This window comes from Nocardia sp. NPDC020380 (assembly GCF_044386975.1).
Classification (GTDB): Bacteria; Actinomycetota; Actinomycetes; order Mycobacteriales; family Mycobacteriaceae; genus Nocardia.
In genome coordinates, this window is sequence record NZ_JBIRVQ010000010.1 from 132,445 (window position 1) to 158,327 (window position 25,883).

Annotated in this window: 28 protein-coding genes; 9 read left to right on the plus strand and 19 right to left on the minus strand. The window is 67.0% G+C overall.

What is annotated here, in order from left to right; translation table 11 throughout:
• Window positions 1-173 precede the first annotated feature (173 nt).
• Entirely contained in the window at window positions 174-836 is a 663-nt protein-coding gene (gene lexA / locus ACH438_RS27630; protein WP_397010783.1) for a transcriptional repressor LexA, read from the plus strand.
• Window positions 837-948: 112 nt separating this feature from the next.
• Here lexA and ACH438_RS27635 read toward each other — a convergent pair whose 3' ends face one another.
• Both ACH438_RS27635 and ACH438_RS27640 read right to left on the minus strand, forming a co-directional pair.
• Window positions 949-1,410: a DUF2231 domain-containing protein gene (locus ACH438_RS27635; RefSeq protein ID WP_397010259.1), complete on the minus strand. Its 462-nt coding sequence runs from the start codon at window positions 1,408-1,410 to the stop codon at window positions 949-951.
• A 98-nt stretch (window positions 1,411-1,508) separates the two neighbouring features.
• Complete coding sequence (locus ACH438_RS27640) at window positions 1,509-2,225, minus strand: TetR/AcrR family transcriptional regulator (protein WP_397010261.1); 717 nt, start codon at window positions 2,223-2,225, stop codon at window positions 1,509-1,511.
• A gap of 103 nt (window positions 2,226-2,328) precedes the next feature.
• On the opposite strand from ACH438_RS27640, the gene ACH438_RS27645 reads away from it, so the two are divergent.
• A complete protein-coding gene (locus ACH438_RS27645) occupies window positions 2,329-3,033 on the plus strand; it encodes an NAD(P)-dependent oxidoreductase (protein ID WP_397010263.1) in 705 nt (234 codons plus the stop codon).
• On the opposite strand, the gene ACH438_RS27650 is transcribed toward ACH438_RS27645, so the two are convergent.
• The 16 genes from ACH438_RS27650 to ACH438_RS27725 all read right to left on the minus strand — a co-directional run bounded on the left by ACH438_RS27650 (window position 3,027) and on the right by ACH438_RS27725 (window position 17,917).
• Window positions 3,027-3,611 carry a hypothetical protein gene (locus ACH438_RS27650; RefSeq protein ID WP_397010265.1) on the minus strand — a complete coding sequence of 195 codons (585 nt, stop codon included), beginning with the start codon at window positions 3,609-3,611 and terminating at the stop codon, window positions 3,027-3,029. The genes ACH438_RS27645 and ACH438_RS27650 overlap by 7 nt on opposite strands.
• Window positions 3,612-3,768: 157 nt before the next feature.
• Entirely contained in the window at window positions 3,769-5,457 is a 1,689-nt protein-coding gene (locus ACH438_RS27655; RefSeq protein WP_397010267.1) for an alpha/beta hydrolase, read from the minus strand.
• A 72-nt stretch (window positions 5,458-5,529) separates the two neighbouring features.
• Window positions 5,530-5,838, minus strand: a complete 309-nt coding sequence (locus ACH438_RS27660) for a hypothetical protein (RefSeq protein WP_397010269.1) — start codon at window positions 5,836-5,838, stop codon at window positions 5,530-5,532.
• A 112-nt stretch (window positions 5,839-5,950) separates the two neighbouring features.
• A complete protein-coding gene (locus ACH438_RS27665) occupies window positions 5,951-6,889 on the minus strand; it encodes an acyl-ACP desaturase (RefSeq protein WP_397010271.1) in 939 nt (312 codons plus the stop codon).
• A gap of 129 nt (window positions 6,890-7,018) precedes the next feature.
• Complete coding sequence (locus ACH438_RS27670; protein WP_397010273.1) at window positions 7,019-7,642, minus strand: hypothetical protein; 624 nt, start codon at window positions 7,640-7,642, stop codon at window positions 7,019-7,021.
• A gap of 17 nt (window positions 7,643-7,659) precedes the next feature.
• A complete protein-coding gene (locus ACH438_RS27675; protein ID WP_397010275.1) occupies window positions 7,660-8,313 on the minus strand; it encodes a hypothetical protein in 654 nt (217 codons plus the stop codon).
• A gap of 10 nt (window positions 8,314-8,323) precedes the next feature.
• On the minus strand, window positions 8,324-8,956 hold the full coding sequence (locus ACH438_RS27680; RefSeq protein ID WP_397010277.1) for a hypothetical protein: 633 nt from the start codon (window positions 8,954-8,956) through the stop codon (window positions 8,324-8,326).
• 17 nt (window positions 8,957-8,973) lie between these two features.
• Complete coding sequence (locus tag ACH438_RS27685; protein WP_397010279.1) at window positions 8,974-9,927, minus strand: MlaD family protein; 954 nt, start codon at window positions 9,925-9,927, stop codon at window positions 8,974-8,976.
• Complete coding sequence (locus tag ACH438_RS27690; RefSeq protein ID WP_397010281.1) at window positions 9,924-11,078, minus strand: MlaD family protein; 1,155 nt, start codon at window positions 11,076-11,078, stop codon at window positions 9,924-9,926. The genes ACH438_RS27685 and ACH438_RS27690 overlap by 4 nt, the downstream gene beginning before the upstream one ends.
• Window positions 11,079-11,083: 5 nt before the next feature.
• The gene (locus tag ACH438_RS27695; protein ID WP_397010283.1) at window positions 11,084-12,259 is read right to left on the minus strand and encodes an MlaD family protein; all 1,176 of its coding nucleotides are present in this window, start codon (window positions 12,257-12,259) and stop codon (window positions 11,084-11,086) included.
• A 3-nt stretch (window positions 12,260-12,262) separates the two neighbouring features.
• Window positions 12,263-13,312 (minus strand): MCE family protein, encoded by a 1,050-nt coding sequence (locus ACH438_RS27700; RefSeq protein ID WP_397010285.1) that lies wholly within the window; start codon window positions 13,310-13,312, stop codon window positions 12,263-12,265.
• Window positions 13,309-14,313, minus strand: a complete 1,005-nt coding sequence (locus ACH438_RS27705; RefSeq protein WP_397010287.1) for an MlaD family protein — start codon at window positions 14,311-14,313, stop codon at window positions 13,309-13,311. Before ACH438_RS27705 ends, ACH438_RS27700 begins: the two co-directional genes overlap by 4 nt.
• Entirely contained in the window at window positions 14,310-15,464 is a 1,155-nt protein-coding gene (locus ACH438_RS27710; RefSeq protein WP_397010289.1) for an MlaD family protein, read from the minus strand. Before ACH438_RS27710 ends, ACH438_RS27705 begins: the two co-directional genes overlap by 4 nt.
• 3 nt (window positions 15,465-15,467) lie before the next feature.
• Complete coding sequence (locus tag ACH438_RS27715; protein WP_397010785.1) at window positions 15,468-16,301, minus strand: ABC transporter permease; 834 nt, start codon at window positions 16,299-16,301, stop codon at window positions 15,468-15,470.
• Between the two features lie 27 nt (window positions 16,302-16,328).
• The gene (locus ACH438_RS27720; RefSeq protein ID WP_397010291.1) at window positions 16,329-17,225 is read right to left on the minus strand and encodes an MlaE family ABC transporter permease; all 897 of its coding nucleotides are present in this window, start codon (window positions 17,223-17,225) and stop codon (window positions 16,329-16,331) included.
• Window positions 17,226-17,308: 83 nt separating this feature from the next.
• Window positions 17,309-17,917 (minus strand): hypothetical protein, encoded by a 609-nt coding sequence (locus tag ACH438_RS27725; protein ID WP_397010293.1) that lies wholly within the window; start codon window positions 17,915-17,917, stop codon window positions 17,309-17,311.
• 109 nt (window positions 17,918-18,026) lie between these two features.
• Here ACH438_RS27725 and ACH438_RS27730 point away from each other — a divergent pair, with 109 nt between their 5' ends.
• The 5 genes from ACH438_RS27730 to ACH438_RS27750 all read left to right on the plus strand — a co-directional run bounded on the left by ACH438_RS27730 (window position 18,027) and on the right by ACH438_RS27750 (window position 23,697).
• Window positions 18,027-18,557, plus strand: coding sequence for a hypothetical protein (locus ACH438_RS27730; RefSeq protein WP_397010295.1), 531 nt, complete (start codon window positions 18,027-18,029; stop codon window positions 18,555-18,557).
• Between the two features lie 9 nt (window positions 18,558-18,566).
• Window positions 18,567-20,756, plus strand: a complete 2,190-nt coding sequence (locus ACH438_RS27735) for an MMPL family transporter (protein WP_397010297.1) — start codon at window positions 18,567-18,569, stop codon at window positions 20,754-20,756.
• Entirely contained in the window at window positions 20,753-21,205 is a 453-nt protein-coding gene (locus tag ACH438_RS27740; RefSeq protein WP_397010299.1) for a hypothetical protein, read from the plus strand. Before ACH438_RS27735 ends, ACH438_RS27740 begins: the two co-directional genes overlap by 4 nt.
• A 90-nt stretch (window positions 21,206-21,295) precedes the next feature.
• Window positions 21,296-22,318, plus strand: a complete 1,023-nt coding sequence (locus ACH438_RS27745; RefSeq protein WP_397010301.1) for a hypothetical protein — start codon at window positions 21,296-21,298, stop codon at window positions 22,316-22,318.
• Window positions 22,319-22,635: 317 nt separating this feature from the next.
• Window positions 22,636-23,697 carry a YbhN family protein gene (locus ACH438_RS27750; RefSeq protein ID WP_397010303.1) on the plus strand — a complete coding sequence of 354 codons (1,062 nt, stop codon included), beginning with the start codon at window positions 22,636-22,638 and terminating at the stop codon, window positions 23,695-23,697.
• 4 nt (window positions 23,698-23,701) lie between these two features.
• On the opposite strand, the gene ACH438_RS27755 is transcribed toward ACH438_RS27750, so the two are convergent.
• The gene (locus ACH438_RS27755; RefSeq protein ID WP_397010305.1) at window positions 23,702-24,679 is read right to left on the minus strand and encodes an oxidoreductase; all 978 of its coding nucleotides are present in this window, start codon (window positions 24,677-24,679) and stop codon (window positions 23,702-23,704) included.
• 116 nt (window positions 24,680-24,795) lie between these two features.
• Here ACH438_RS27755 and ACH438_RS27760 point away from each other — a divergent pair, with 116 nt between their 5' ends.
• Both ACH438_RS27760 and ACH438_RS27765 read left to right on the plus strand, forming a co-directional pair.
• The gene (locus ACH438_RS27760; RefSeq protein ID WP_397010307.1) at window positions 24,796-25,239 is read left to right on the plus strand and encodes a phage holin family protein; all 444 of its coding nucleotides are present in this window, start codon (window positions 24,796-24,798) and stop codon (window positions 25,237-25,239) included.
• A 19-nt stretch (window positions 25,240-25,258) separates the two neighbouring features.
• Window positions 25,259-25,855: an SRPBCC family protein gene (locus ACH438_RS27765; RefSeq protein WP_397010309.1), complete on the plus strand. Its 597-nt coding sequence runs from the start codon at window positions 25,259-25,261 to the stop codon at window positions 25,853-25,855.
• Window positions 25,856-25,883: the final 28 nt, after the last annotated feature.

Here is a 25,883-nt window from a genome sequence, read left to right on the forward strand (position 1 = left end):
GGCACAGCATCCCGGGGCGCCGGCAACACTGCCCCGGTGATCGAATTCCGATGAGACGCAAGCGGGAACGGAGGACTGCGGCGGTGAGCGAACACGGCAGCGTGGACGGTGACAACGGGCCGGTCGGTCTTGCCGGTGACGGCGCCCCCGAATCGCCCGGCACCGGTACGGATCTGACCGTTCGCCAGCGCAAGGTGCTGGACGTCATCCGCACCTCGGTCAGCGATCGCGGGTATCCCCCCAGCATTCGCGAGATCGGCGACGCGGTCGGCCTGACCTCCACCTCCTCGGTGGCACATCAGCTACGCGCGCTGGAACGCAAGGGCTACCTGCGCCGCGACCCGAATCGTCCACGCGCCGTGGATGTCCGCGGTCTGGACGAAACGGGCATGCGCGCCGCGGCGAACGTCTCGCAGCTACGCGCGATCGGCGCCGATACCGAGGCCGAGGGCGAGCACCCGATCCCGACCTATGTTCCGGTCCTGGGCCGGATCGCCGCCGGTGGCCCGATCCTGGCCGAGCAGGCGGTGGAGGACGTGTTCCCGCTGCCGCGCGAATTGGTCGGTGAGGGTTCGCTGTTCCTGCTGAAGGTCGTCGGTCAGTCCATGATCGACGCCGCCATCTGCGACGGCGACTGGGTGGTCGTGCGTCAGCAGAACGTGGCCGAGAACGGTGACATCGTGGCCGCCATGATCGACGGCGAGGCCACGGTGAAGACGTTCAAGCACACGGGATCCCAGGTGTGGCTGATGCCGCACAACCCCCTGTTCGAGCCGATTCCGGGCAACGACGCCCAGATTCTAGGCAAGGTTGTCACGGTCATCCGCAAGATCTGACCGTGCGCACTGCCGTGACCCGGCGGCCGCCCCGCAGACCGGGCGCCGGGTCACAGCAGTCGTCCTTTCAGGCAGTCGTATTTCAGGCCGTCGTATTTCAGGCCGTCGTATTTCAGGAAACAGTGCCGCCCCAGACGGCGTGCGCCCCCGAATCTCCCACGCGATAGGTCTGCCAGGTGGCGGCGCCCCCGGCCACGACGACCAGTACCGCGATCACCGTCAGCAGTGCCCGCCCGACCGGCTTGCCCCGGTTCCCGCGCACGTGCACGAACACCAGCACGGCCGCCGCGATCACCAGTGCCGCAACGAAATACACCATCTGATCACCCAGATGCTGATGCCGTTGAATGGCCGGCGTATCGCCGATGTGGTCCCGGAACCACTCCCCCGCATTCGTGGTCAGCGGCGTCAGGATCAGCATGCCCACCGCGAGCAGTGCCGCGGGCCAGATCAATCGCACCCGCGCCGCCGGCCACACCGCACACAGGATCAGCAACACCGCCGTCAGTGGCACCAGCACAACGATGAAGTGCACCAACAGCACATGTGCGGGTAAACCATTGAAAGTCGACATACTCAGCGCATCCTCGCTTCCGAAGCAACCCGGCGTACCCGGAACAACGTAAGCGAGCCCCGCCCGGTTCGATCGTGAACCGACGGCATGTCGCGCGACTAGCGGCCCGGCGGCGTCAACCCGAGTTCCCGGATCAGCCGATTCATCTCGCCGCGGTAGAGCTTGCCGCGATCGGCGATCTGATCGTCCAGTTGGCCATGGGATTCCAGGGCGACGAGTCCGTGCATGCGGCCCCAGATCCGCAAGGCCACCGCCACGGCGACGGGTGGCAGGTCCGGGAATTCCGCACGGACCATCTCGGCCAGCGCCGGACCGAAATCCGGCCAGTCGTAGTCCTCGTCCGCGTACCGCGGTCCCGCCGCCGGCCACGCGCCGGCGACCAGGCCGACCAATCCCGCGCAGGCGCGGTGCAGCGCCTCCGGCGCAGGCCCGCCCTCGGGGGGCTGATAGCCGGGCACGGGATCGCCGTAGATCAGCTGGAAGCCTTCCCGGTTCGCCAGCACCCAGTCACGGAAAGCGCAGGCCCACGCCAGGATTCGGCCCGCGGCGTCCGTCGCGGGCAAGGCGTCGCGGGCGGCTTCGGTGGCATCCACCAGTTCGCCGTAGACCTCGGCGATGAGGGTGGTGATCAGGTCGTCGCGGGTGGCGAAGTAGCTGTAGACGGCATTCGCGGTCATGCCCATCTCGCGGGCGATGGCGCGCAGGGTGATGGCGCCGGGACCGCCTTCGGCCATGAGCCGCAGGGCAACCTGCTTGATCTCGTCGGTCGTCTCAATGCGACGCAGTTCCCGCCGGGTCGGCTGCACGATACTCACGCCGAGCACTTTACAACAGTGTGAGATTAATCGACACTGTCACATGACTTCACACCGTGTAGTTTTCTTACGTCGTCACCGTTTACTATTCGCAGGAGCAACCGTGTTCATCGGAATCATCGGCGCCACAGGCAATATCGGCCGTCTCACCACACTCGAGGCGTTGCAACGCGGCCACCACGTCAAGGCGTTCACGCGCGATCTCGCCAATGCGAACCAGACCCACCCGAATCTGACCTGGGTGAGCCTGGACGTGTTCGACTCGGCGGCGGTCGCGGCGGAGCTGCCGGGCATGGACGTCTTGATCAGCTGCTATCAACCGGGCAATGCGGCAAAGGATTTCGCCGCGACGGTGGCACAGTCGGTGGCGGATCCGACGGTCTACGCCACCGTCGCACGGTCGCTGCTACAGGCGCTGGAATCCCATCCGCGCACCCGATTGATCGTGGTGGGCGGGGCCGGGAGTCTCGAGGATGCGCCCGGTCGTGTCAAGGTGGACAAGCCCGAGGCCGAACTCGGCGACGGGCTCGAAAGACTCGGCATTCCGCGCGAATACGCGGTAGCCGTGCGCGGGCACCGGGATGCGCTGAACGTGCTGCGCACCTCGAACCGGCTCTGGACCTATCTCAGCCCGGCGGAGGCCATCGGGCCCGGTGAACGTACCGGCCGTTTCCGGATCGGCGGCGATCAGCCGGTCCGGGATGCGCGGGGAGCGAGTCGCGTCTCCTACGACGATGCGGCGATCGCTCTCATCGACGAGGCCGAGTTGCCGCGATTCGTGCAGCGGCGGTTCACTATCGGCTACTGAATCGAATCGCTGACGGGACGGGGCGGGACGTCTTCGCGGACGCGATGGATCAGGACGGTCTGGGCATCCTCGACCGGTGCCTGGGCCGTTTCCATCGGGGGCGGCGGGGGCGTCGGCGGCGCCGCGGTGAGGTGCGGGCCGCGGGCGAAGCCGAGGACCTCGTACTGCGCGCCGATGATCATGGCGGCCGAGGTCTTGTCCTGCGAGATGAAGCCCTGATTGGGGCCGAGCACCTGGCGGAGGGATTCGAGCCAGCGGTGGTCGAGCACCCGGCAATCCGCCCACGGGAAGTACTCGAGGCCGGTGCGGAGGAAGAAGCGGTCTCCGATGCGGGCCTGCCGCAGCAGATCCAGGACCCAGGCATCGATGCCGTGCGGCTGGGCATTGCGGTAGATCCGGGTGTGCGGGGCGACCGAGCCACCAGCGAATTCGTCGAAGGAGTTCAGCAACTCGGCGGGAAACTCATCGATCCGGACGAAACCCACCACATCCAAACCATGCAGTTGCTCCGGAAGTTGGGCGGCACTCCTGCGCTCGTCGTGCAGTTTGAACTTTCTATTGATGTTCTCGGTGCGCATTTGTCTCCGATTCCCTGCTCCTACTCCCCGGAACAGTAGCACGTACCCAACCGTTTCAAACCACCTTGGGCACATGACCAGTAGAAATTCTCACACCTCGCCGCAATGCGTCCGCTACCCATAAGCGCACTGCAGTACGATGCGCGCCCGGTCACCGTTACCGTTGGTAATAGGTTCCGGTAATGACCTCACCCTGCCTGATGAGGCCGGGATTGCCGCTTTCCCAATAATTTCCGTGCGCCCACGGAAAAACGGGAATATCGGGCATTAGCGGAAAGTTGGCAGCGGGTCCGGCGGACTCGAAAACGGTGGCGCCGAAGCCGGGATCGGTCGGCTCCGGGCCGTGGACGAAGCGGCCGAAGGCCGGGACCGGGTCGCCGGGGGCGGCGGTGGCGAAGACATGGGATCCGTTCCGGTCCGGGCTGATTCCGTCCAGGCGGAGATCGGTCACGCGGTCCACATCCAAGCCGGGGCTGCCGGCCAGGATCAGGTCATCGGCGGCCAGCGAGTTACCGTGTGCGGCGGCCGCGCCGATCAGGGTGGTGCCGTAGCTGTGGCCGACCACGACCGTGTGCGCGGGCGCCTCCCGGTGGGTGACGCGGAGGCCCTGCTCGAACCGATCCAGCTGGGGCGCACCGGCATCGGCCGCGCGATCGCTCGTGGCCGCGAGCAGATCGGGCGGTGCGTCGTAGCCGTACCAGGCGATCACGGCGGTGCGCGCCCGGTGATCGGCGGCCTCGGCGGCGGAGCGCAGCGTGGTGGCGCGCGCGATGCCCTCCTCTATATCGCTCAGCGTCGCACCGGTTCCGGGGACGAAGGTGGCGATATTGCGGGCGGCGTCGGGATTGCCGAGGGCGATGATGCCGTGACTGTGGTCGTCCACGCCGAGCAGATAGCGGCCCGGCTCGAGATCACGGGCGACGATCTCGTACTCGGCAAGCCGGGTGGACAGCTCGACGCGCTCCGCTTCCCAGGGGCGCAGCCGAATCCACTCCTCCGAGGTGGTCGGCAGCTCATCGCGACGCGCCCACTCGGGATGCTCACCGTCCAGGATGGCCAGCCGGGATGCCGTGGTGGTCCGCAGCCGTTCGAGCTCTTGCCGGTTGTAGAAGTCGCGATCCAGCACCGGGATCCCGTCCCGGCCGCCGAGCGTCGGATCGTAGGCGAACAGCGCATCCCGATCTGCCGGTGACAGCGAATCCCAGAGCGCACAAACAGCTTTCGGATCCTCCGGCATTGCCGCCCGGCCGTCGATGATGTCGGCGACAGCCCGGCTCATCCCCGTGCCCTGCGGTGCGTGGCGCAACGCGACCAAGGACTCCACCGCGGTCGTGAGCCGCGCCCCCACCCGGGCATCGATCTCCCCCGCCGTCTCCAGCAGCGAGATCAGCCGCGCCTGCAACACCTGCGCCCGAGCATCGAAACAAACCTGCAGCGCCAGGTCCAAGGCCGCATTGCCGGTATCCGCATGCGGCGCAGCCACACTCCCGTCCTCACCGACGACACACCCGTGATCACCGGCTTCCGCCTCGATATCCAGCACCGATTCCCGCACACCCGCGAGCCCACCCGCCTCGGCGAGCGCATCCGCGATCCCGAGCACGGCCGCCCCGAGATGATTGGCCGCCAACTGGGATTCATAAGCCCGCAAGGCCCCGGCGGTAGCCGCCGCACCCCGCCACCCCTCGACCACCGCATCAACCCGCCGCCCGACAACCCGCATGGCCTCGGCAAACGTCAGATTCGCCACCGCCAGCGCATCAGACGCCGCCGCAGCCTCTTCCGGCCGCCAGCCCCGCACCTGCGACACGGTCGCCCGCACCAGCAGCCCCCAATCTCGAGCCACGACAGATCGAGTTACTTGTCGCCGCAGCCGTATCGACGGCCTGCTGCCCGGAATCGCGCGTGGAAGTCGCGGTCAGGGTAGGTCGTGGAGATAGTTGTCGAGTTGGGTTTCGAGGGCCTGGTCGGTGGCCTCGTAGGTGGTGACGCCGTGGTCGGTGGTGTCGGCCAGGGTGTGGAGGCGGGTGGAGAGGGTGCGCCAGGCGTCGGAGAGGGGGGTGTCGGCGGTGGCCGCGGCGGTGGCGATGGCGGAGTTCGGCATGGCGCGGCCGACTTTCGCGATCAGGTCGATCGGGTCGATTCCCGCTATGACGTCGGCTTGGCCGCGGAGGTCTGCCGCCATGATGCGGAGAGCTTCCAGGTCGGCTCGGAGCATGTCCCCCATGTGTTCCCCTTCTTCCGAGCCGAACTCTAATCTCGGAAGGCGGGGGCAGCGAGGCGGGCAGCGAAACTGTGGAGAACGGGGGCACTATCCACAGGCGCCCCTGCACACCGGGTTATCGTTCGCGGCGGGCGGCCTCGCGGGCGAGGGCGCGGTCGCGCTGTTCCTCGAAGCGGATCACGTCCTTGGCGGCCTGATCCAGGAAGGCGGCGAGCTCCTCGCGGGTGCGCTCACCTTCCGCAGTGAAGTCGGTGCGCTCGAAGATGTTCCATTTACGCAGCACCGGCAGCACCACTTCTTCGAGGTGCTGGCGCGGATCGTAGATGCCGTGCTTGGCCATGAGCACGCCGTTGCGGCGGAAGTTGGGCATACCCGCGCCGGGCATGCGGAAGTTCCGGATGACCATGGCGATGGCGTCCAGGGTCGCGTCGGGCACCAGGTCCAGGGCGGCCGCGCAGATATTGCGGTAGAAGACCATGTGCAGGTTCTCGTCGGTCGCGACCCGCGCGAGCAGGCGATCGGCGACCGGGTCGTCGCACACCTTGCCGGTATTGCGGTGCGCGACACGGGTGGCCAGTTCCTGGAAGGTCACGTAGGCGACGCCGTGCAGCACCCGATGGTCGCCGGTGCCGGTGGGGTCGTCGACGCCCTGGGACACGCAGATCATGCGGGCCTGTTCCAGCGCCACCGGATCGACGCCGCGGGTGACCACCAGATAGTCGCGCAGCGCGATGCCGTGCCGGTTCTCCTCGGCGGTCCAGCGGTCCACCCAGCTGCGCCACGCCCCTGTGCGGGAGAAGGATTCGGAGATGAGCCGGTGATAGCTGGGCAGGTTGTCCTCGGTGAGGAGGTTGGTGATCATGGCCGCGCGGGCCACTTCGCTGAGGCCGGATTCGGCTGGGCTCCAGTCGGTTCCGCCCATGGCGGCGAAGTTGCGGCCCTCGTCCCAGGGCACGTAATCGTGCGGATGCCAGTCCTTTGCCAGCGAGAGATGCCGGTTCAGATTCGATTCCGCGACCGGCTCCAGCTCGGTGAGCAGTTCCAGTGGTGTCATGGATTTCGCCACAGTCGTGTCCCATCTTCACGTCGCCGGCAGCACCCCACTGTGGCCGAGCCTACTCGCATGATCAGCGAATTGTGCTGGGCCACAGAGAAGACGACCGGTCTGCACGCGATAGCCCCGCTATTTGCCGCCGCTCGGCTGCGGCAGCGGCAATCCGGGCAGGCCGGCATCCGGTTGCCCGGGGCCGCTCTTGGCGCCGATATCCTTGTAGCCGAAGACTTTCCAGGCGCCGCCGACCTTCATGAGGTCGACGTACTCGGTGACCGATCCGGTGGTCGGATCGTTCTGTCCAGGGGCCTTTCCGGTCAGTTTCACCACCGCGAGCACCCGGATGAGATTGTCGTTCTGGCTGATGACCGCCGAATCGGAGACGGCGCCGGTCATGCTGGCATTCGCCTCGGTGAGCAGACTGAGCAGCGCCTTGGTTTGCCGCACCTGATCCTTCAAGGTGTCCGTGGTGGCCGCGGTCATGGCGGTATTCCATTTCGCCATGCCTTTGTCGTTCACCGCGTCCACCGTGTAGGCGGTGGACAGGAAGTCGGCGCCGGCCTTGGTGGCGGCGGCGCGGTCGGCGGCCTGGGCATCGAAGCCGGCCACGGTGTGCCGCAGTCCGTCGTCCGCCGAGGCGAAATGCCATGCGCCGATACCGAATCCGAGCACCGCGAGCACTGCCACGACGGCGGCCACGAGGGCGAGCGGCGGGCCGATCGTACGAACGGATTTCACTGCGGCGGAGGTCTTCATACGTCGTTCTTCCGTACTCATCGCGGGGCCTGATCGCCGGTGGTCGGCGCGGGGGCGTCGGTGGCCGGTGGAGTGGTAGGCGCGGCGGCCGGTGGCACGCCGCCCGCGGGCCCGTAACCCGAAACCTTCCACTGCCCGCCGATCTTGCGCATGTCCACCAACGCGGAGCTGTCGGTCGTACCAGGCTGGGGATTGGTGGGATCGGTACTGCCGGTGGATTCGATGACGGCCAGCAAGGTGATCGCGTCACCGTTCTGCGAGGCCACACCGATGTCCTTCACGGTGCTCGTCATATCCGTATGCGTCTTGACCAGCTTGTCGAGTACCTGCCGCCACTGCCCCAGCTGATCGTGCATGGAATCGGTGGTGGCCGCGAGTACCGCACTGTCCCAGTGGTCGAGGCTGCTGTCGTTCACGGTGAACATGGTGGTGAGGAAGTCGGCCCCCGCCTTCGACGCGGCATCCCGGTCGGCGGCCTGCGCCCGTGCCGCCGCCACTCGATCGGCGGTATCTCCGTGCTGGTACGCGAAATACCCGCACGCGGAGCCCATTACCACCACGATCACCGCGGCCACGATGGCGGCGACCCGGCGGCGCCGATCGAACACGGGCCCGGTATCGGTCACGAGCTCGTCCTCGTCACCGACCACCTCTGTGGTTCCCGTTGTCATGGTCGGCCTCCTATCGTGGCTGGTCGCCGGTGACCGGCGGGGTGGGTGCGGGCGCCTGGGTGGCGGTCACGTCGGTGGTGAGGGATTGGTCGCCGCGCCCGGAGTCGACGGCCTTCCAGCCGCTGTCCTGCCGCGCCACCTCCACCCATACGGCCGAGGTGGTCTTGACCGGGTCGGGGGTCTGGATGTTCTGGGTGCTCTCGTCGAGCTGGGCGACGACGCGTACGGTCTTGTCGGTCTGTGCCGCGCAGGCGACGTCGGCGACGGTGCTGGATTTGAGCAGCTTCCCGGCCTTGATCAAGGCGGTATTGTCCTGTCCCACTTTGGGATCGGTGAAGTAGTCGTGGATGGTGCCGGCGGTGAGCCCGGCGATGCGCGGGGTCCAGTCGTCGGGTTTGCGGTAGTCGAAGTTATTGGCGGCCAGCAGGAAGTCGGTGCCGGCCTTGATGGCGGCGGTGCAGTCGGCTTCCTTGCGCCGGTAGTCGGCGAGGGTCGCGGACAGGTCCTGGTTGCGGTCGGAGAGGTCCCAGTTGCGGTAGGTCATCACTCCCACGACGGTGGCGACCACCAGCAATGCGGCGGCCAGCCCGAGCAGCGGGACGGGTATCCCCTTGTCGTTCAGGTCTTTCCAGCGAGATGTCATCCGTACCCTTTCTCTCGCTAGTGCGGGATGTCGACCAGGAGCCGGAAGCCCTTGCCGTCCGGGAAGGCGGCGAGCAGTCCGTCCATGGTCTTGCCGAGATCGAGGTCGATCTGTTCGGCGGGATCGAACAGGTAGGGCCGCAGCACCTCCAGTGCGGGCCCGCCCTTGCCGATGAGGGTGGTCAGGTATTGCACCAGCCGCTGCCCGAGCGGAATGAACGGAATCACTTCGCGCCCACCGCTTTCCTGGGTGATGCTGATGAGCTGGTCGAGCAGCACCGGCAGTTCGGGCAGCAGGGTGTGGGCGAGCCGATCGGCGGTGGAGCGCAGCAGGGTGAGCTTGTCGCCGGTGGATTGCGTGGCCGCGCCGGCCAGGAAGCCGAGCAGCCGCTGGATGAGGTCGCGGTTCTGCCGCAGCGTGGTGGCGAACATGCTGCCGGAGTCGACGAGCTTCTGGATGCTCGGCCCCACATCCTGGATGGCGACATCCGCGCCCTGCAGGATGGTGTTGATGGCGTTCGGATCCAGCTGCGCCATCACGCCCTGTACGCCGCCGAGGGCGCGCGCGATGGTCAGCGGCTGCACCACCTGTCCGGCCGGTACCAGCGAGCCGTTCGAAAAGTAGGGCCCGTGCGCGGATTTGGGCGCGAAGTTGATGTACTGCTCCCCCACCGCGGACAGATTCGCCACTGTCACAATGGCATCCGCGGGGATCTGATATTGCGATTCGACCGACAGCCGGGCCAGCACCCCGCCCTCGGCCTTGACGAGTTGCTGCACGCGCCCCACTTGCAGCCCGTTCAGGGTGACGGGCGAGGTCTGCATGAGCCCACCGGAATTCGGCAGCAGCACCCGCAGCGCATAACTCTGTTCGCCGGGCCGGAACCCGAAGACGCCGTAGGTGAGGTAGGCCGAGGCGGCGAGCGCCATGAACACCATGGCGAGCGCCGAGGCCAGGATCTTTCGGGTCATCGCAGCAACCCCACGAGTTTCAGGATCGGATCCACCCGATCGCGGAAGGCCTGTTCATTGGCGGCGGTGATGCGCGCATCCTTGTCGGGATCCCCGGTCAGCAGATCCGGCGGCGTCTGCGGCACCACATCGGAGACGACGAAGGACGGCAGCCCGCGCGCCGACAGGAACGGCACGATCTTGTTCTCCAGTAGCGCGTTCACCGCCGCCAGCGTGCGCGGCACCTGATCCGGCGCGGCCATCATGGCCTGCAGCAGCGGCGTCCACGCGTCGAGGAACCCGTTGGCCAGCGAAACCCGTTTTGCCACCGCCGGATTGCTCTTGTCGATCAGCACATCACCGGCATAGGACGCCAGATTCCGGAGCGCGTCAACGAAGTGCAGGATGTCGGGCAGCACGTGCTGCACCACGCCCAGCAGCACCGGTGCCTGATCGAATACGAACCGCCACACGTCGTCGGCCTGCCGGAAGGTGTCCAGCGCGGCGGTGGCATTGTTCAGGATCCGGCTCAGCTGCGAGGTGTTCTGGCCGATGCGGTCGATGGTGACCGCGAACTTGGCCATGAAGTCCTTGAAATCGCCGGTGTCGGGCGGGAAGGCCCCGTTGACGCTGGTCACGAAGCTCTGCACGAACGGCACATTGCCGCCGGTGACCCAGCTGACCACCGCGGTCATGTACTGCTCGACGGTGGTGGCCTGTTTGGTCTGGGTGATGGGAATGACGCTGCCCTGCGACAGCATTCGCCCCGACGTCTGCCTCGGAATGCTGAGCTTGACGAAGGTGTCGCCGAACAACGTCTGCTGGGTCATCTCCACCTGCGTCTCGGCCGGTAGGTGCACATTGCGGTCGATATCGAGGATGGCGGTGGGCTGGTAGTAGGGCTGTTGATCGGCGGGCAGCTGCGGTACGTGCGCGTCGGGCCGCGGTCGCACACTGACGGATTCGACGATCCCCACCTGCGCGCCATTGAGCTCGACCTTGGTCTTCAACGGCAGCGACAGCACGTCACCGAATTCGACCCGGACCTGATAGGTGGGTTTGCCGTAGCGGGTGCCGGGCAGCGGCATGTCCAGGGGCCGCACCGCGCAGCCGGAGACCGCCGCGATGGTCAACGTCCCCAGCAGCGCTGTCTTCCAATGCTTTCCGCGCATGCTCCTCACTTCCCCCCGGCCGCGGACATGACCAGCTGCACCAGCCCGAAGTCGACGGTGTCGCCGGGCGCGAAGTTCCGATTGCATTGCGGGAACCAGGGTTTGACCATGCCGCAAATGTCCTGCGCCAGCGACGGATCGATGCGGAAGCTGGGCGGTACGAGCTGTATCCGGCCCGCGCCCAGGTTCTCGTCGAAGGCGCGCGCGGCGCCCTGCAGTGCGGGCGGAATGTCCTTGGCGAAGTCGACCATGTGCTGGGTGTGGTCGAGCACCTTGAAGAGGACCGGCATGAGCCCGTCCAGGCCCAGCATGATGAGCTTGCCCCACTTGTAGATGAGCAGGTTCATCAGCGGCGGCACCCACACCGCGATATCGCTGACGATGCCCACCAGGTCCGGCCCGATGCGATTGACTATGTCGAGCGCGTCGGTGGTGGCGTCGAGCAGGAAGTCCCCATCGGAGACGCCCTGGTCCAGGTTCTGACCGACTTTCCGGAACTCCTTGAGAATGGCCATCATCAGGTAGTTGGCGCCGGCGGCGGAGTCGCCGAGGATATCGCTGAGATTGCGGATGGCTCCGTTGAGCGGCACCGCGCTGTCGTGCACCTGGGTGGCGATGCGCTGCAGCGAATCACCCAGTACGTTGGGCGCCGCCTCTTGCAGCGGCGCGTCGCGCGGTTTGCCCGTGAGGTCCTCGGACAGGTTGGCGACGGCCCGCATGGATTCGGTGAAGCCGACCGGCGTCTTGGTGCGGTCCTGCGGAATACATTTGCGGTAGTCGAAGGTGCCGCCGCCGTTGTAGGCGGGCCCGAGTTCGATATGCCGGTCGGTGACAATGGAATTCGCGATGGTGACCGCACCGAGCTGCTGCGGCAGCCGGACCTTGCGGTTCACGGTCATGTGCACGGTCACGCCGTCCGTGCGCGGTTCGATGCCGACGATATTGCCGACCTGGATGCCGAGCATGGTGACCCGATTGCCCTTGTACAGGCCGACGGCGTCGCGGAAGTCGGCGCATACGGCGAGCGGGGCCTCGGTGCTGTCGTAGTACTGCTTGCCGGTGACGGCCACGATGAGCCCCATCACGACGGCGACGACCCCGACCAGCGCACCGATGCGGCCGCGACGGGACTGCGGGAACACGCGACCCCGGAAGGCCCGCAAGGGATTTCGCACGCGCATCGCTCAGCACCCCGGCTTTCCGTGCGGGCACAGCGGGGTATCGGTGATGGTGGCTCCCGATTCGTCGATGCGCAGATAAGGATTGTCGGAGTTCTCGGCGAACCATTGCAGGAGCGCGGAAGCGTTCTGGTCCAGGCTTGCCAGGGCGTCCTTGTTGCCGACCAGGTCCGCGACTTCCTTGTCCATGCTGTCGTAGAGCGGTTCCAGCGCCGGCCCCAGTTGCTTGTCGGCGAAGGAGAGCACGGGGGTGACGTAGTCGAACAGCCGCCGGATCTGCGCCACCAGGGCGACCAGTCCGTCCCGGTTGGCCGCGACGATCCGATACACCTCCAGCACGTGCTGCCCGGCCAGTTGCAGCCGGTCGAGCTTGTTGGTCAGCGTCTCCAGGTATTCCTTGGCCACGTCGAGGGCGCGCGCGAATTCGTCGCGCCGCTGGGCGATGATGCCGGACAGGCTGTTGACGCTGTTCAGGATCCCGTTCAGCGCATCCGGCTGCTGTTCGAAGGCGCCCGCCAGCTTGCCGATGGTCTCGCGCAGTTTGCCCGCGTCGAGCGCGGCCAGCGCCGGGGTCGCCTGTTCCAGCGCGGACGACAGGTCGTAGGGCGTCCGGGTGTGCTCGCGCGGAATGATCCTGCCCGCGGCCGATCCCGGCCCCTGCGGTTCGATGGACAGATAGCGCCCGCCGATCGGGGTGAGCAGTTTGATCACCACGTGCGAGTCCAGCCCGACGTGCACCTTGCTGTCCAGCCCGAAGGCGATCTCGGCGTGATCGCCGACCAGCGTGACACTGCGGACCTTGCCCAGCGAGATGCCCGCGACGCGCACATCGTCGCCGCTGCGCACATCACCGGAATTGAGGAAGTCCGCCCGATACACCGTCTGCCCGAAGGGAATCACGAAGGCCCCCACCGCGGCCACCAGCGCCGCCACCGTCAGGATGATGGCGGCGATACCGACCCGGAATTCGAAGCGGAGCTGTCCTTCCGCGCTGCGGATGGTCAAGCGCGGCAGGCTGATTCGCGGTCCCGCCGGGAGCTTCCAGGCGCGGTTCATCGGCATTCCCCCATTCGCTCGATGCCCATGAGAATCGTGGCCGGGATGGGCAGTCCGCTCAGGCAGCTCCAGGTCTCCCCCGATTTGGGTTCGTCCACCAGGCTGTCGAGGGTGTGCGCGGCCAGCGGGGCGGCCGCCAGGGTCTGGCGGATGAAGCCGGCCAGCTCCGGTCCGAGCAGATCGTTGTAGAGGCGGTCCATGCCCGGGAAGTTGTCGTAGTAGATGCCGACCAGCCGGTCGAACAGCGGCATGAAGGCGTTCATGCCCGGAATCGCCTTGTCTATCAGGCCTTTCAGCGAATCCATCTTGCCGTAGAGCTGATCCACCAGATCCAGCAACTGGTCGATCATGTGGTCGATCTTGGGTGACTGCCCCTGGAATCTGTTGACCAGTCCGGAGAGATTGTCGGCCAGCAGGGTGACCGTCGGTTCCTGATCGGAGGCCACCTTCAGGATCTGGTTCAGGTCGTCCATGACCGGTCCCAGGCCACGGCCGTCCCCGGACACCACCAGCAGCAGGTTCTCCAGGAACTTGTCGACGGAACCCGAGGACAGCGTGTCGAAGATGGGCCGCACGGCGTCGAAGAGCTCGGAGATGTCGAAGGAGCCGTGGGTGCGTTCGACGGGGATGGTGGCGCCGGGCGGAATCCTGTTGCCCGGCGCGGCCTTCTGCTGCAACGCGAGGTAGCGGTCGCCGACCAGCGAGGTGAACAGCACCGAGACCTCGGTGTTGTCGTACACCTCCTGTCCTTCGGCGACGGTGAACTGCACGAAGGCGACATTGCCGTCGAGGGCGATATCGGTGACCTTGCCGACCTGTACGCCGGCCATGCGCACGTCCGAGCCCTTCTTCAGGCCGGAGACGTCGGTGATGTGCGCGTTGTAGCCGCGCACCCTGTCCTTGACCGGCGTCTGCAATGCCGTCCAGATCATGGCGCCCATGAGCATGATGACCACGCCGACGATGCCCAGCCGGATGGCCGCGGAGCGAACGGATTTCATCGGCCGCCTCCCTGCGGTGCGGGGGCGCTGAACAGCCCGGGCGGGATGGGCAGTCCCGGAATCTGCGGCAGCCCGGGAATCAGCGACGGACCACCGGGCACCGTCTGCGGCCCGGCGGCGATCACCTTCGGGTCCCCCGCCAGATACGGCAACCCCGCCAGCAGCACCTGCAGCCGGAGCGACACCGTCCCATCGGGATTGGCGACGAACGCCTGGTCCACGGCATCGAGCAGTTGCGGGATCCGGTTGTAGAAGCTGGTGAGTCCGCTCGCCCCGCCCGAAATGGGTTTGGCGATACTGAGCAACGCGTCGACCACCTGAGTGAAACCCGGCTGCGGCACGATATTGATGGCATCGCCGATGACCTGCCCGATCACCGACACGATGGCCTCGAAATCGTCACTGCGCTCGGTCAGGAAGGCGATGCGGGCGGCCTGCGCGCGGAAGATGTCGAGCGCACCGTGCGCGACGTTCACCAGATCCCCGCTGTTGTCGGCCGCCGCCTGCAGGGCCGGCCGCGGGTCCACGCCCACCAGGATCTGGTCGCCCACCTTCATGCGGCCGAGATCGATTGCGGTGGAGATCATCCGGCCGATGCCGTCGGCGCTGCCCTCGAAGTTCAGCACCTTGCCGATGCGGTCGATGGGACCGGTGTCGATCTTGCCGAGCTGATCGCCGACCATGCGGATGATGGAGGTGACCGTCACGGTCTGCGAGTCGGCGGGCAGCGTGATGGTGGCCCCGTTCCTCAGTTCGGTGCCGCGCGGGCCGAGGTAGAACAGTTCCAGGGCCGTCATGCCGAGCGTGTTCGAGGAGACGAACCGGGCGTGCACGTTGGCGGCCAGGAACTTCGCGCTGTCCGGCTCGACCGAGATCTGCAGGTATTGTTTCTGCGCCCCAAGGCTTTCCACCTTGTTCACCTGTCCGATGCGCAGGCCGTCCATCTTGACGTCCGCGCCGGAGACGATGCCCTCACCGACCTGCTCGGCCTGGATATTGACGATGAACTTCGGGGTGAAGCCGCCCTTGATGTACACGGTGAACAGCAGCGAGATCACCACCAGCAGCGCGCCGCCCGCGAGCCCGGTGAGCAGCAGTTGCCACGGTTTAGGCCCACGTCCGTTGATCGCCTGATACTTCGCGATTCCCATGGGCTATCCCGTGATTCGGATATCGCTGACGAACATGCCCCACAGCGCGGTGGTCAGCATGAGGTCGAGAATGACCACCAGCACCAGGCTGGCGCGGATGGCCCGCCCCGAGGCCACGCCCACGCCCTCCGGCCCGCCGGAGGCGTAGAAGCCGTAGTAGGAGTGCACCAGGATCACCACGATGACGAACACCACGGCCTTGAACAGCGACAGGAAGATGTCCTTGGGCGCCAGGAAGGCCTGGAAGTAATGGTCGTAAGTGCCGCCCGCCTGCCCGTGCACGACCTTGATGAAGAAGGCCGTCGCGAAGTAGCTGCAGGACAGGGACGCCAGATACACCGGCACCACGATCAGCACCCCGGCGATCACGCGGGTGGTCACCACGAACGGAATCGGCTCCACCGCGGTGGCTTCCAGCGCGTCGATCTCCTCGGAGATGCGCATGGACCCGATCTCGGCGGTGATCCGGCAGCCGGCCTGCGCCGCGAAGGCGATGGCCGCCACCAGTGGCGCCAGCTCCCGGGTATTGGCGAACGAGGAGATGAATCCGGTGAGCGGGCCCATGGCCAGCATGTCCAGCAGCCGGAAGGCCTCGATGCCGATGACCGCACCGGTCATCAGGCCCATGAACACCACCACCCCGACGGTGCCGCCGCCCACGATGACACGGCCGTTGCCCCAGCCGATATCCATGAACACGACGCCGATCTGACGCCGGTAGCGGTGCAGGGTGCGCGGGACGGCCCGCAGCACGTGATACGCGAAGGCGAACTGGTGACCGAGTCCGACCACGGGCGCGAGGGAATCGCCCGCCCGCTGGATCGTTCTGCCGCCCAGTGCACGGTATTTCGATGGCACAACCACTTAGAACCCCATACTGTCCGGAAACCAGATGGTCAGCAGCTGGGTGATGAGCACATTCGCGGCGAAGGTGGTCATCACGCCGAGCACGACGGTGGCGTTCACGCAGTCGGCCACGCCCTTGGGGCCGCCGGACGCCTCGAACCCGCGCTGACTGGCCACCAGCACGACCAGGATTCCGAAGATGACGGTCTTGACGATCGCGATGATCAGATCTGTCGTACTGGCAAAGGCCGCAAAGGAATTGAAGAAGGCGCCCGGTACGCCGCCCTGGATGAGGGTCATGGCGTAGATGGTCGACATGCCGACGAAGACCACCAGGATGCACATGAGCGGGCCCACGATGAACATGGCGGCCAGCCGCGGCGCGACCAGGCGGTGATTGGGATTGATGCCCAGGGTGCGGATGGCGTCGATCTCCTCGCGGATCTTGCGCGCGCCGAGATCGGCCGCGACCGCCGCGCCCACCGCGCCGCCCATGAGGATGCCCGCGATCATCGGGGCGGCCTGGCGGATCACGCCGAGCCCGCCCGCCGCGCCGGCCTGTGAGGTCGCGCCGACCTGCGCGGCCAGTGAGCCTGCCTGGATCTGGATGATCGCGCCGAGCGGGACGGAGATGAGGATGGCCGGCCAGCCGGAGACGCTCATCATGAACCAGGCCTGCGTAATGGTCTCGCGCCAAGGGTGATTCAGCTTGACGATGTCGCGGACCAGGCCGTAGACGGAATCCACAGCGAGCAGGACCAGCCGGCCGAAGGTGCCGATGGAACCGAGCAGGGTGTGCCACGCCCACAGCGCCAGCCGGATGAACGGGCGGATCACCGGCGGCAGGGCCGTCCAGGCGGGCGCCGGTTCCGGAGCGGCCGGGACGGCCTCCTCGGGGACTGCCAACGTACTCATTCAAACCTCCCCTGCACACCGTCTGAGACAATGTACGCGTACGGGACCACACTGTCCGCGAATATCGGCAAATCGACGAACGCCTAGGGCGTCCACCACTGAACTACGCTCTGCACATCGGCATTCGCGCCATTGCGCAATAAAGTCAAAACACTCTGGGTCAGTTGAATGGAGACGCCCGCACCCGAGCCCGACCAGGCGCCCCCGCCCGCATCCACCGCGAGCCGCACCGGCGTGCCCGTCGCGAGTTCGTAAGCCTTGAAATACGATCCGCACACCACGAACAGCGTCTGCGCGGTGGACCCCACGACCGTCGCGCGATTCCATTCGTCACAGCGCGCGGACACCCCGTCGCCGCCGAACCAGCCGTACTGGTTCGCGGTCCTGTTCGCGAAGCCCGGCATCCCGCTCGCCGGGGCCGCGGTATAGGCGTCCGAGTCCGGGAGCTGCGGCGGAATGGCTTCCTGCGGCACCACGGGCGCGGGCGTCGTGGTGGTGACCCGGGTGGTCGGGACGACGCTCGCACTCGGCGCGGCCGGCCGCTCCGCCACCACGACGATGGGCGGCGGCGCGCCCAGATGCGCCCGGAACCACAGGGCCACTCCCCCGCCGCCACCGATGAGCGCGGCCGAAACCAGCAGTCCCGCAATGTAAGCGAACGCCGATCCCCGCGGCTTGCGCGCTGCCCCCACGGCGCCTCCTTGCATGAAATCTTGCCCTACCGACTCAGACAGTGGTTAGCATACTGTGACCCACGGCCCACGGATAGGCAAACTGAGATCGCGATCACATGGAGGGGACATGAATTACCGCCTGAGAATGGCGTTTTCGCTGGCAGCACTCGGACTTGTGCTGTCTCCGACAATCAGCGCATGTAGCTCCGGCAATGTCCGGAGCAGCGACATCACCATCACCGTCGCCCCCACCACCACCGCCGCGAGCACCGCGGCCGGCGGCAAGACCCCCGATCCGCTCACCGCCGACCAGCTGAACACCAAGCTGCAGGACCTGTTCGGCAAGGGCCATCAGGTCAGCGACGATCAACGGCTGTCCATCGTGCAGGGCGGCGAGGTCTTCCGCTCCGACCTCCCCCAGCTGCAGAAGGCCATGTCCGAGAACCCGAATGCCACCTTCGGCGTGGTCTCCGATTCGGTCACGCTCAACGGCGACACCCTCGAAGCCGACTTCTGGCTCGACAAGGACGGCAACGGCAATCGCCGCTCCGCGCCCCTCGATCTGGTTCCAGTGAACGGCGAGTGGAAGATCCCGGTCAACGAGATCTGCGGCATCCTCGCCCAGACCGACTACAAATCACCGGCCTGCCAGTCCTAGGGGTGCACCGTGTTCCACTGGTTGGGGCGGTGGACCTACCGCGCACGCTACGCCGTCATCACCGGATTCATTGCGCTGATGGCGATTTCGGGCCTCTTCGGTCACGGATATCAGGACCGGCTCACCGCACAGGGCTTCTTCGACGACACCAGCGCATCGGTGGCGGGTGCGAAACTCTCCGACAACACCTTCGGGCGTGACTTCGACGGCGATGTGATCGCGCTCTACACCGCACCCGCCGGACGCCACATCACCGATCCGGATATCGAGGCCGCCGGACGGGTGCTGACGCAGAAACTGCTGACCGACTACAAGACCGAGATCAAGGATGTCAGCGGCTACTGGAACGGCAGCCTCGGCAAGACCCGATTCATCGACGCGACCAAGACGCAGGCCTTCATCAGTATCGGGTTGCAGGGCACCGGGGATCAGGACAGCGTCGACTGCTACCACCGCATCGAACATCAGCTCGGCATTCCCGGACTGGACCTGCGTATCGCCGGGCGGGTTCCGGTGGCCGATGCCGTCGGGCTCACCATGCAGGCCGATATCCAGCGCATGCACGTGATCGCCTTGCCCGTGGTGGCCATCGTGCTGTTCTTCGTCTTCGGGGGCGTGATCGCGGCCGCGCTGCCGCTGATCGTGGGCGGGCTCACCATCATCGGCGCGTGGGGCGTGATGAAACTGCTGACCGATGTCATGCACGTGCACCAGTTCGCCGACGCGGTCATCTCGCTCATCGGGCTCGGGCTGGCCATCGACTACGGACTGTTCATGGTGAGCCGGTTCCGGGAGGAGATCGCCGCCGGGAGATCCACGGAAGACGCTGTGCGCATTACCGTTTCGACGGCCGGGCGCACCATCGTGTTCTCGGCGACGATCATCGTGGTGTGCGTGGCCGGGGTGCTCATCTTCCCGATGACCTTCCTGCGCTCGGTGGCGCTGGGCGCGCTCACCGCGGTGGCGCTGGCGGCGCTGCTGTCCCTCACCGTGCTGCCGGCCATGCTCGCGGTGCTCGGCAAACGGGTGGACGCCTTCGGGCTGAAGCGGTTCTCCCGCACCCGCACCGAAGCCCAGATCGATGCCTCGTTCTGGTCGCGGCTGGCCACCTGGGCGATGAAACGTCCTGCGCTGCTGGCCTATCCGATCATGCTGGTGCTGCTGGGGCTGATCCTGCCGTTCCTGCACGTGCAGTACGCGGGGCTCACCGAGAAGTACCTGCCGCCGGGCAATGAAACCCGCACGGCGCAGCAGACTTTCGACGCGGTGTTCCCGAAGGAACGGGTGGAGCCGGTCAAACTGGTGATCGCGGGCGCGGATCGGGCGACGCTGGATGCCATCGTCGCGGCCGCGGACAAGACACCGGGGTTGACGAGCGGGTTCGAACAACCCTTCTCCAATGGCGTGGCCGCGGCGGGCGTGAACGTGAAGGTGTATCAAGCCGGTCTGGTCGATCCGAACGACGCCGACGCCGTCATCGCCCGGCTGCGCGCCATCACGCCGCCGTCCGGGGTGACCATGTATGTGACGGGCCTGCCGGTGCTGGAACGGGATTCGATCCACGGGGTGATCCATCGCCTGCCGATACTGCTGGCCATTCTGGTGATCGCGTCGTTCGTCATGATGTTCCTGGCCTTCGGCTCGTTCGTGCTGCCGCTCAAGGCGGTGGTGGTGAGCGGGCTGAGCCTCACCGCCACCTTGGGTTTCCTGTCTTTCGTGTTCTACGACGGGCACGGTGCCGGACTGCTCGATTTCACGCCGCAGCCCTTGAGCTTCCCGGTGCTGGTGATCATCGTGGCCATCGTGTTCGGGCTGTCCACCGATTACGAGATCTTCCTCATGTCGCGGATGGCGGAGGCGCGCGAGCGCGGGGCGGACACCCCGGAGGCCATCCGGTACGGAACCGCGCACACGGGCGGCATCATCACCGCCGCGGCGCTGGTGCTGATCGTGGTGACGGGGGCGTTCGGGCTCTCGGATCTGGTGCTCATGAAGTACATCGCCTACGGGATGATCATGGCGCTGATTCTGGACGCCACGGTGATTCGACTGTTGCTGGTGCCGGCGATCATGCGCATGCTGGGTGATCGATGCTGGTGGGCGCCACAGTGGGCGCAACGGCTGCATCGGCGGATCGGGCTGTCGGAGGGCGGGGTCCGGTCCGCGCCGGCCGATGAGCCGGAAGAGGTCGCGGCATGAGAAGACGTCGCGGCATGAAATGGAGCGGTCGGTTCGCGGCGCTCCCGGTGGGCTGCCTCATCCTCGGCGCGCTGCTCACCGGCCCCGCCTCGGCCGCGTCCGGGCACCCGGCCCGGGCCGATGCCGGCACCCTCGCCGAGATCGACTGCGGAGCCACGCGCACCGACGGATCGCGACTGGAAATCAGTTGCTACAACCCGGATTCGGAGCCCGGATCGGTGGACGTCACCTACGTCTGCAGTACCCCGCTGGACGGGCGGCAGGTCGTCTTCACCGAGCCCGGTAATCCCATCGGCGCGGGCGCCACGCTGCGGCTGTCCCGGGACTGCGGGCCCGGGCAGGTGGTGCTGACATATCAGGTCTGGCCTCTCACCGCGAGCCAGCGCGGTGATCAGGAGGCTCGACAGGAAAGAATCCGGCGGCAACGCGATCAGGAAGCGGGTCGGTAGGTTCGCTTTGCGGTATGCCATTGCGTCTGAGACACTTTCGATCACAAGTGTCTGTTCCGTAGTGCACGGACAGGAATATGGGGAGTTGCGATGGCAGCACAAATGGCGGACAAGCTCATCGACGCCGCCGTGGACTATATCGTCGACCAGGTCACCGGCGATCTGCTGGTCGCCCATACCGATTCGATTCTGCGCGATACCTTCACGGTCGCCGAAACCCTGAAGGTATCCGACGCACTGGATCGGGATTCGGTGCAGCGGACCGCATTGTCGATCATCGAATTGGCCAACAACAGCGCCGCGAATCGGCAGTTGTTCGAGGCGCTGGCCGATGCCCTCTACGATCTCGCGGCCAATGACGAGTTCCGGCTGGGCGATGTGATCGACCGCGACGGTGTCGCCCGGCTGGTCGCCACCGTGCTCGGCATGCACCACATGTTCGAGCGCGGCCTCGACCGGTTCGCGCAGAGCCCGCTGGTGGGCTCGGTGGCCGCCACCTTCGTCAATCGCATCGTGTCCGGCGCGGCCGACGCCGCGCGCAGCCGGGCCGAGCGGATACCGGTGGTGAAATCCGCGCTCTCCCTGGGCGACAGGACCGTGGGGCGGGTGTTCAGCGCAGGTGACAAGGCCTTCGGCGAGCGGCTCGGGGAGGCCGGTGCGGCGGCGGCCCAGTACGCGGCGAAGCGCACCAATCACGCGATCCTGACCGTCATCAAGGAGACTCCGCTCACCGACGCGGTCATGGAGGTGTACGACCTCTTCGCCGGCGAGCCGGTGAGCGATCTGCGCGAATTCATCGAACTCGACGAGCTGCGCGCATTGCTCGCGGCGGTCCTGGATCTGGTCACCACGGTCAAGAATCACGATTATCTGGCCGAACTCGTGGGCGATGCCGCGGAAATCCTGCTCGGCTACTACGGCGATTACACGGTGGCCGGATTGTGGAAGGAAGTCGGGATAACTCCGGAGCTGCTGCGCGATGAATTCGTGCGGTACGCGCCACCCGTCATCGAAATCGCGAAACGCGATGGCGTACTGGCGGGTATGGTGCGGCAGCGCGTCGAACCTTTCTTCCGATCCGAGGCTGTTCAAGGGATCCTGGCAGGCGCCTGAGCGTAATCCGCTCGGCGTCTTTGCAATTCGAAGGTTCGATTGCAATCTGTCTGGGACAGGGCTAGTCTGAACCCGGCCCGCGGTGCTCCGATGTGTACCCCACCGAACCGCCGCGGGTCCCGGGGGCGGCCCGCGCGCACCTCCTGTTGTCCGGCATGTGCCCACTGTTGTGCCGGAACGCGGGTCGCCCTTCACCCGGACGGGTTAATGTCGAGGGTCGCGTCCACGATGCAAGGGTTGACCGAAGACGCTCAGTCGATCAGAGACGCGCAGTTCGATCACCGACCGCGATATCGTCCGCGATGCAAGGAGAGCCGATGGCTCCGGGGGTTCCCGCCGCACTCCGCAAGCTGCTACCCACCGTTCTCTGCACCGCCGTGGTGCTCGGCGCCGCCCTGTGGCAGCACCGGGTCGTCGCCGTCAGCGCCCATGCGCTGGCCGGCGCCGATTGGCGCTGGCTGGTGGTGGCGGGCGTGGCCACCATCGCGCTCTGGCCGTGCTCGGTGTGGATGATGCGCGGATCGATTCCCGCCCACACCTCCGCGGCCGAGACCTCCGCGCCGCAGACCTCGGCGCGCAAACTGTTCGCCCTGCAATTGGCGTTGCCCGCCCTCGGCCTGGTGCCGACCGCCTCCGTCCTGGTGCGGCTGCGTTTCCTGCGCCGCGCCGGGCTCACCCACACCGCCGCCATCGCTTCCATGACCCTGTTCGGATTCGCGGCGGGCATGGTGCGCATACCCATGATCGCCATCGCGGCGGTGGCCATGCCCCGGTTGATGAACCACAGCGGGGCGCGGCCGCCCTGGCACGGTCTCGCCGCGCGTTCGGAGGCGGCATTGCGGGTCGCGGGCGGACATCCGTGGCTCACCGCCGGACTCGGCGGTGCGGCCTTCGCGATCCTCCTCGCCCTCATCGTCCTCGGCGTGATCATGGTGCGGCACAAGGTCGCGGCGCGCGGCGGCTGGCGCCAGCTGTTGCTGCGGCACGGCCCGGCAGAGGCGCGGTCCGCGCTGAAATCACTGACCACCACCGCGGTCCGGCCCGGGCACGCCGCCCTGCTGTGGCTGTGCGCGGTGGCCGAACCGCTGCTCATGGTGGTGGCGCTGTGGGCGGTGCTGCACGCGGTCGGCGCGAATCTGAGCCTCGCCGACACCTTCGTGGTCCAGCTGGTGACGGTCGCGCTCGCGCCACTGCTGCCGACACCCGGCGGCGCCGGGTCCCGCGAACTGACCATCGCCGCCGGACTGACCGCGGTCGCGGGCCTCACCGGCGGCGTCGCCGTGGCGGCGGCCCTGGGCTTCCGGCTCATCACCTTCTGGTGCCAGGTCCCCCTGGGCCTGGCCTCGTTCGCCTACCTGAGCCACCGCCGCCACATCTGACGGCCTACGGCCACCGGTAATGCACATCCGTGAGGCGCTCACTCAAGCGCCAGAGCGCCCCCGCCTGGAGACGGCTGTAGCCCAACGGATTTCGCAGCGCCCGGCGCGGATAGCCGAAGGCCTCGAAAGCCGGTCCCACATAGGAGTTTCCGCGCAGACCGGGCGTGGTCGCGGCATACAGCTGGGGCAGCGCGCCCATGTAATCGGATTGGGCCAGGGACACGATCATTCGCTGCTGCGCCGCGGCCAGCCGGCCACCCACGCCCTTCTCACCGTCCGAGTCGTAGAGGTGGGTCGAGGAGAGCCCGGGGTGTGCCGCGACGGCGGTCAGGCCGGTACCCGCGGCGCGGGCGCGGCGGTGCAGTTCCGCGGTGAAGAGCAGGTTCGCGAGTTTGGATTGGCTGTAGGCGAGCCAGCGCATATAGAGGACACGCCAGTTCGGGTCGGACCAGTTGATGAAGCCACCCCAGGCCGCCACCGAGGAGACCGTCACCACGCGCGGGTCGTCGGATCTGAGCAAGGTGGGCAGCAGTAGACCCGTCAGCGCGTAGTGGCCCAGATGATTGGTGCCGAACTGGGCGTCGAAGCCGTCCGCGGTGCGAATGTTCCTGGGGAGGGCCATCACTCCCGCATTGTTGATCAGGATGTCGATGGCGGCGCCGCGCACTTCCAAGTGGTCGGCGGCGCGGCGGACCGAGGACAGATCCGCCAGATCCAGCGGCAGCACTTCGGGTTTCGGGCCGGTGGCGGCGGCGGAGACCGATTCCAGGGCGGCCGCGGCCTTGAGTTCGTTGCGGCAGGCCATGATCACGTGCGCGCCCTTGGCGGCCAGGGCTTCGGCGGTGCGCAGGCCCAGGCCGCTGTTGGCGCCGGTGACCACCGCGGTCCGGCCCTTCTGGTCGGGGATGTCGGCCGCGGTCCAGCGGCGCGGGAGGAAGGGGGGCGTTGCGGTATCGGTCGGGGCCGACTGCACCTCGGTCATCCGGTCACACTCCTGTTCGGTTGCCGTCTGAGACAATCTAGTTGATCCTATGAGGATCCGACAGGTCCCGCGGTGTGGCCGAAGCCACCGGGGACGATCGACAGAGGGGATCGCTCATGGCGAGCTATGAATCCGGCTACCACACGGTCGTCGAGGTCCGTCCCGGCCAGTTCGAGCAATTGCTGCGGCTGCTGCTGGACACCGCACTGGAATGGCTGCGGCCGCGGCTCGAACGGGCCGCGCGCTTCCTGGTCGCCGAGCTCCTGCGCGGCGTGATCGTGCTCGCGGCACTGGGATTCGCGCTCGTCGCGGCGGCCTACGGGACCGTCTACTTCTTCGCCTTCCTGGTCGAACTGCTGAGCCAGTGGATGCCGCACTGGGCCGCGCTGCTCCTCACCTCGGCGACCATGCTGGTGCCCGCCGGCTGCGCCGCCCTGCTCGGCCTGTGGCAGCTGGCTCGGCTCCGCACGGTGCGCACCGCCGTGACGGGCGCCGCTTATTTGAGCAGTGCGGCGCAAACCTGGTTGCGCCGCGACACCACCACCCACGACGGCCGCTGATCGCGAAGGACATCGAATCATGCTCACCACCCTCATCATTGTCGTGGTCGCACTGCTCGTCGTGGGCGCGATCGGCGCGGGCATCGGCGCACTGCTGCTACACAATTGGACCGCGGCCGTACAGCGTGGCGGCGGATTCAAGGTGCAGCAGGTACCCGCCGCGGACCTCGACGAATTCCTGCGGACCGAAGCCACTTTCGCGGTCACCGCGCAACGCGAATTCCCTTACCCGCCGCACAAGGTATGGGACGCCCTGCAACTCGACGGAACCTTCTCCTGGATTCCGTTCGTGAAAGGCATTCGCTATCGCGACACCTACCTCCGCGAGGGCGCGCTGCGCACCTTCGACGGACTGCTGTTCGGCGTCGAAGAGAAGGTCATCGTGCAGGCCCCCGACCGGCGACTCGCCGTGAGCGGAACCCGAATTTCGCTGCCGGTGCTCGTCCGTTCCTTCGCCGAGGACTACCAGCTGCGGGAGACCCCGGACGGCACCCTGCTGACCTGGACCATAGCCTTCCGACCACGGTTTTTCACCTTCCTGCCGCTGCGCTGGGGCGCGCCGTTCGTACGCCCCTTCGCACGCTGGGGAATTCGCGGCCTGGCCGACCGTATTTGATCTCGGCGCTGCCGCGCGCGACCAACAC